The sequence below is a fragment of the Angustibacter speluncae genome (genome assembly GCF_054777815.1).
Window position 1 is genome coordinate 1 of the sequence record NZ_BAAHAF010000048.1, and the last position, 5,295, is coordinate 5,295.

Annotated in this window: 8 protein-coding genes and 1 pseudogene; 2 read left to right on the forward strand and 7 right to left on the reverse strand. The window is 77.0% G+C overall.

From position 1 onward, the window contains the following. Positions 1-95: 95 nt before the first annotated feature. From ACYVKY_RS05070 to ACYVKY_RS05085, 4 genes are read right to left on the reverse strand one after another with little or no spacing between them, the layout of a single operon-like run. On the reverse strand, positions 96-275 hold the full coding sequence (locus tag ACYVKY_RS05070) for a hypothetical protein (RefSeq protein WP_460433886.1): 180 nt from the start codon (positions 273-275) through the stop codon (positions 96-98). Then, entirely contained in the window at positions 272-634 is a 363-nt protein-coding gene (locus tag ACYVKY_RS05075; protein ID WP_460433887.1) for a hypothetical protein, read from the reverse strand. Before ACYVKY_RS05075 ends, ACYVKY_RS05070 begins: the two co-directional genes overlap by 4 nt. Then, positions 631-978: an Asp23/Gls24 family envelope stress response protein gene (locus ACYVKY_RS05080; protein WP_460433888.1), complete on the reverse strand. Its 348-nt coding sequence runs from the start codon at positions 976-978 to the stop codon at positions 631-633. The genes ACYVKY_RS05075 and ACYVKY_RS05080 overlap by 4 nt, the downstream gene beginning before the upstream one ends. After that, on the reverse strand, positions 975-1,442 hold the full coding sequence (locus tag ACYVKY_RS05085; RefSeq protein WP_460433889.1) for an Asp23/Gls24 family envelope stress response protein: 468 nt from the start codon (positions 1,440-1,442) through the stop codon (positions 975-977). Before ACYVKY_RS05085 ends, ACYVKY_RS05080 begins: the two co-directional genes overlap by 4 nt. A 144-nt stretch (positions 1,443-1,586) precedes the next feature. On the opposite strand from ACYVKY_RS05085, the gene ACYVKY_RS05090 reads away from it, so the two are divergent. Further along, positions 1,587-2,138, forward strand: a complete 552-nt coding sequence (locus tag ACYVKY_RS05090) for an RNA polymerase sigma factor (RefSeq protein WP_460433890.1) — start codon at positions 1,587-1,589, stop codon at positions 2,136-2,138. Next, positions 2,129-2,599: a hypothetical protein gene (locus ACYVKY_RS05095; RefSeq protein WP_460433891.1), complete on the forward strand. Its 471-nt coding sequence runs from the start codon at positions 2,129-2,131 to the stop codon at positions 2,597-2,599. The genes ACYVKY_RS05090 and ACYVKY_RS05095 overlap by 10 nt, the downstream gene beginning before the upstream one ends. Before the next feature lie 17 nt (positions 2,600-2,616). On the opposite strand, the gene ACYVKY_RS05100 is transcribed toward ACYVKY_RS05095, so the two are convergent. From ACYVKY_RS05100 to ACYVKY_RS05110, 3 genes and pseudogenes are all read right to left on the reverse strand, one after another. Continuing rightward, positions 2,617-3,204, reverse strand: a complete 588-nt coding sequence (locus ACYVKY_RS05100) for a DinB family protein (protein WP_460433892.1) — start codon at positions 3,202-3,204, stop codon at positions 2,617-2,619. 86 nt (positions 3,205-3,290) lie between these two features. Beyond that, positions 3,291-4,610, reverse strand: a complete 1,320-nt coding sequence (locus ACYVKY_RS05105; protein ID WP_460433893.1) for an ABC1 kinase family protein — start codon at positions 4,608-4,610, stop codon at positions 3,291-3,293. Next, positions 4,607-5,295, reverse strand: a pseudogene (locus tag ACYVKY_RS05110) (hypothetical protein); the annotation flags it as partial. The gene ACYVKY_RS05105 and the pseudogene ACYVKY_RS05110, both read right to left, overlap by 4 nt.

Genomic DNA, 5,295 nt, shown 5'->3' on the forward strand with positions numbered 1-5,295 from the left:
CGACCTCGCGGGCGGCGAGCGTCGCGACGCGGCCGTGGACGCGGTCGCGGACCTCGAGCCGGCCGCGGCCACCGGCGTCGGCGGGGGCCGCCGGCTCAACCACGGTCGCGGCGGCGCACGAGCGCCGACAGGTCGAGCTCGCCGTCGCGGTGACCGCCGAGCAGGTAGCCCGCTGCGCCGAGCACGATCGCGAGCAGGAAGCCGGGGAAGCCGCCGGTGGCGGCGGCGATCGCGAGCAGCAGGCCCGCGAGCAGGCCGATGGTCGAGGTGGTCATGAGGGTCGTCCTCCGTGTCGTGGGGCGCTCTCGCGCCGGGGTGGTGCGGTCACGTCGATGAAGCGGGTCGAGGGGCGGCGCACCCGGTCGGCGCCGTCGGCGAGACGATGGGCGAGCCGGCGCCACCAGGGCGGTGCCAGCACCTCGACGCGGGTGCCGGTGCCGCCCCGACCGGGCGGTGCGAGGCCGAAGCGGGCGTCCACCTGGGCGTACGCCTCGAGCAGGGCCTCGGTGCTCCCGCCGCGGTCGGGGTGGTGGCGTCGGGCCGCCGCGCGGCGCTCGGCGTTCCACCGGCGCCGCGCCTGCGGTGCGAGGACGTCTGCGGGGTCGCCGCCCGCGGGGGCGGGCGGCGGGGTCACCGGACGTCCTCGACGGCGACGTGCACCGGCAGGTCGCCGGTCCACGGCGCGACGGCCAGCCGCACCGCGTGGGCGGTGTCGCGGACCGACGAACCGACCGCGAGCACGACCCGCACCTCGGCGTGGTCCGGCCGCAGCCGGATGCCGTGGACGCGGCGGCCCGGCAGGTACGTGGCGACCTCGCCGAACGCACCGCCGTGCAGGTCGACCACGCCCGGCACGGTCAGCACCGCGTCGCGGACGTCGTCCACGACCTCGCGGCCGCGCTCGTCGTCCGGGTCACCGCCGGCCGGGACGCCGGTGGTGCCGTCCGGGACGGCACCACCGCCGGCAGGAGCGGTCACTGCACCCGCGGCTCGGCCGCCGGCGCGTCGTCCTCGGTCTCGTCGTCGAGGTGCACGTCGTGCACGGTGATGTTCACCTCGGTGACCTCCAGGCCGGTCATCTGCTCGACGGCGCTGATCACGTTGCGGCGGATGCCCGCAGCCAGGTCGGCGATGGCCACGCCGTACTCGGCGACCAGGTCGACGTCGACGGCGGCCTGCCGCTCGCCGACCTCGACGCGCACGCCCTGGGAGTGGTTCACGCGGCCGCCCGGGATGCGCTCGCGGATCGCACCCACGGCACGGGCGGTGCCGCCGCCGAGGGAGTGCACGCCCGCGACCTCGCGGGTGGCGATGCCGGCGATCTTCGACACGACGGTGTCGGCGATGGTGGTGCGGCCCTCGGTCGAGACCAGGGCCGAGTCCTGCTGGGCGACGGTGCCCTTCGCGGGTGCGGTGGTCTTCTCGGTGCTCGTGGTGCTCATGCTGCGTCCTTCCGTCCGGGGGCGCCGTGGTGGCGCCGTCACAGGGTTCGTCGCGGTCGGGACCCCGGACCGCACGCGGCGTCCGGGTGACGCCCGTCACAGCCGTGACGGGCGGGACGCCGACGGCCGTGCCACGATCCGCGGGTGGACAGGCGCGAGCGCGACGACACCGCGCTGGCCCGGGCGGCCGCCCTCGGGGACCCGGACGCCTTCGAGGAGATCGTGCTGCGGCACGGCCCCTCGCTCTACCGGTACGCCCGCCGGCTCACCCGCGACGACGGGGAGGCCCAGGACGCCGTGCAGGAGGCGCTGCTCGGCGCGTGGAAGGGCATCGACCGGTTCGAGGGGCGCTCCGGCCTGCGCACCTGGCTGTTCTCGCTGACCGCCCGCAAGGTCGCCGACCGCTACCGGCGGGCGCGGGCCGACCCCGTCGACGACGCGCTGCTGACCACGCGTCCGGCAGGATCGGACAGCGACCCGTTCGAGCAGGCCAGCGGCTCGGAGCTGCGGCAGGCGCTGGACCGGGCGCTGGCCGAGCTGCCGTACCGGCAGCGGGCGTGCTGGCTGCTGGTCGAGGTCGAGCAGCTGACGCAGGCCGAGGTGGCGCAGGTGCTGGGCATCTCGCCCGACGCCGTGCGCGGACAGCTGTTCCGCGCCCGGCGCACCCTGGAGGAGAGGATGGCGAGGTGGCGATGAGCGAGCCGGACGACGTCCTGGCCCGGGCCGCGCGCGAGCTGCGCGAGGAGCCCGAGGCGGGGTGGGACGACGTCGCGGGCTCGTTGCTGTCCGCGGTGCGCCGCACGGCGCGGCGGTCGGTGCCGGTGCACGCGCGCCCGCTGGACGCCGACGAACGCGCCGGCCACCGGCTCACCGTCGCCGACACCGCCCTGGTCCGCCTGGCCGCGCTGGCGGTGTCCGAGGTGCCCGGCGTGGCGCCGGCCCGGGTGCGGCTCGACCTCGACGCGCGCGAGTGCCGCGGCGCCCGCGTGCACCTGGTCGCGCGCTACGGCACCGACCTCGACGCCGCCTCGGCGCGCGTGCGGCAGCTGGTCGGTGCGGTGCTGGAGGACGTGCTGGGGCCGGTGCGCGACGGCGACCCGGCCCGGGTGGTCGACGTCGCCGTCGACGACGTCGTGCCGGACGACCGCGCGCTCTGACGCCGTGCGGGAGCGCCTCAGGCCGGACACCAGCCGGGGTCGCGGCCGGACAGCAGCAGCGCCCGCTCGAACGGGGTCGCGCCGTCCGGGACGGGCAGGGCCGGCCCGAACACGCCGTCGCGCATCGCCGCGTCGGCCTCGGCGTCGCCGGACGGCGAGACGATCGGCAGCACCGCCTCGGCCTCGCCGTCGGTGGGCTCGTACGGCTGGCCGGTGCTGACGGCGAGCTCCCACCCGTGCAGCAGCACCTCGTCGAGCGCGACGAGGCCGCACGCCTCGGCGGGGAAGGTCACCCCGCCGGCCGTCGTCGTCCCGTCCCAGGCGTCGTCGTCGCGCCACGCGGCGGCCAGCTCGTCGAGGCGGGCGACGAGCTGCTCGCGCCAGCCGTCCGGGAGCGGCTCGGTGACGGGGGCGGGCGGGGTCCGGGTCGTCGGGCCCTGCACCTTGGCCGCCGCGTCGCGGAACGCGACCGACAGGCCGAGCAGGTGCTGGACCACCATCTGCACGCTCGTCCCCTCGCTCGGGGTGGGTGCCGCGAGGTGCTCCTCGCGCACGCCGTCGACGAGGCTTGCGACGCGGGCGGTGGTGGGGGTGAGGTCGAGCACGGCGTCCTCCTGCGGGCGGGGACGGCGGACGGACGTCCGCCTCGTGGGGTGGACCCGCCCGCCCGGGCGATCTCATCGCCCGGGCGTCAGCCCCCGGGACGCCGGAAGTCGGGCAGGTGCTCGTCGAGGACGTCGAGCACGGGGATCTCGCCGCCCAGCTGGCAGAGCACCCCGATGCCGCCCAGCCAGACGCGGTGGATCAGCAGGTACTCGGGCGGCAGGTTGAGCTTCATGCCGATGGACCACTGCGGGCGACGAGGGTCGTTGATGTGCTGGAACAGCTCCTGCATCCACGCCCGGGAGAAGGTGAAGGTCTCCTGCTGGGCGGGCGCGAGGAACGGGTCGAGGTACTCGAGCAGGCCGTCGGCCTCGATCTGCATGGACGAGCGGATGAAGCCCTCGTCGCGCAGGCCGTCGACGACCCCCTGCGAGTCGCCCTCGAGCGCCAGGTGCAGCAGCCGGCCGATCTCGGCGGGCATGCCGTCGGGCAGCTGCTTGACCGCGCCGAAGTCGAGCACGCCGAGCCGGCCGTCGGGGGTGAGGCGGAAGTTGCCCGGGTGCGGGTCGGCGTGCAGCAGCCCGACCTGCGACGGCCCGAGGAACAGGAACTCGAGGTAGCGGCGGGCCGCGAGGTCGCGCTCGTCCTGGGTGCCGTCGGCGATGATGCGCGACAGGGGCACGCCCTCGAGCCACTCCGAGACGATCACCCGGTCGGCGCTGCGGACGACCGCGGGGACCGCGAAGCCCGGGTCGTCGGCGAACGCGGCGTGGAACGCGCTCTGCCACTGCGCTTCCGCGGTGTAGTCGAGCTCCTCGACCATGCGCTGCTTCAGCTCGGCGAGGATCGGCCCGATCTCGAGCCCGGGGATCCAGGCGGTGCCCACGCGGGCGGCGCGGGAGAGCTGGTTGAGGTCGGAGACCAGCGCGTCGCCGGCGCCCGGGTACTGCACCTTCACCGCGACCTGGCGGCCGTCCTTCCAGACGGCGCGGTGCACCTGGCCGATGGACGCGGCCGCGGCGGGGGTGTCGTCGAACTCCGAGAACGACCGGCGCCAGCGCGGCCCGAGCTGCTCGGCGAGCACCTTGTGCACGGTGGCGGCCGGCAGCGGGGGAGCGGCGTCCTGCAGCTTGGTGAGGGTGGCGCGGTAGGGCCCGCTCAGCTCCTCGGGCAGCCCCGCCTCGAAGACGCTCAGCATCTGGCCGAACTTCATCGCCCCGCCCTTGAGCTCGCCGAGCACCTTGAACATCTGCTCGGCGGTGCGGGCCTGCACCTCGGCCGCGACCATCTCGGCGGGCTTGCCGCCGAGGCGCTTGCCGATGCCCCAGGCGGTGCGCGCGCCGAAGGTGACGGGCAGCGCCGCCAGCCTCGCGGTGCGCCCGATCGCGCTGCGTGGCACGTCGTTCACCCCTCCATCATCGCCCCCGCGGCGCGGATCGACCCGGCAGGGCCCGCGGACGGCGTCGGCGAGCCCTCCGCGGGCAGCCCCGCGCACCCGCACCGCGGGTGCGCCGGCCAGGTGCGGGTGGCGGGGACGCCGACCCCGGACCGCACCTCGAGCGCCAGGCCCGGAGCGGCCGCGTCGTGCTCGTGGGTGCGGCCGTCGACCGCGGCGAGCACGACGCCCGCGGCGAGCACGGCCGCGTGGTCGGCGGCCACGGGGTCGACCGGGCCGGGTGGCGCGTCGGCGAGCTGGGCCGCGACCTGCGGCCACTCCGGGTCACGGTCGGCCCGGAACAGGTCCTGGCAGCGCAGGCAGCAGCCGACGCCGGGTCGCACGAGCGGTCCGACCACGACGGCGCCCTCGCGGGCCAGCACCGGCAGGTGGGGGACGTCGGCCGCGAGCCACGGGTCGTAGGCGTCGGGTCGCACGGCGCCCGAGGCGACCAGGACGACGACCGACGGCGGCCGCGTGGCGTCCGCGCCCGAGCGGGACGCCGGGAGCAGGGCGCCGGCCGCGTGGTCGCGGCGCTCGCCGCCGACGTCGGCCGGGTACAGGCCCGGACCGGTGTCGGCCGGGCGGACCAGGCCCTCGTCGCGCACCAGCACGGCCTGCAGGTCGGGCAGCGCGCCGTCGGTGCCGGTGGACGGCG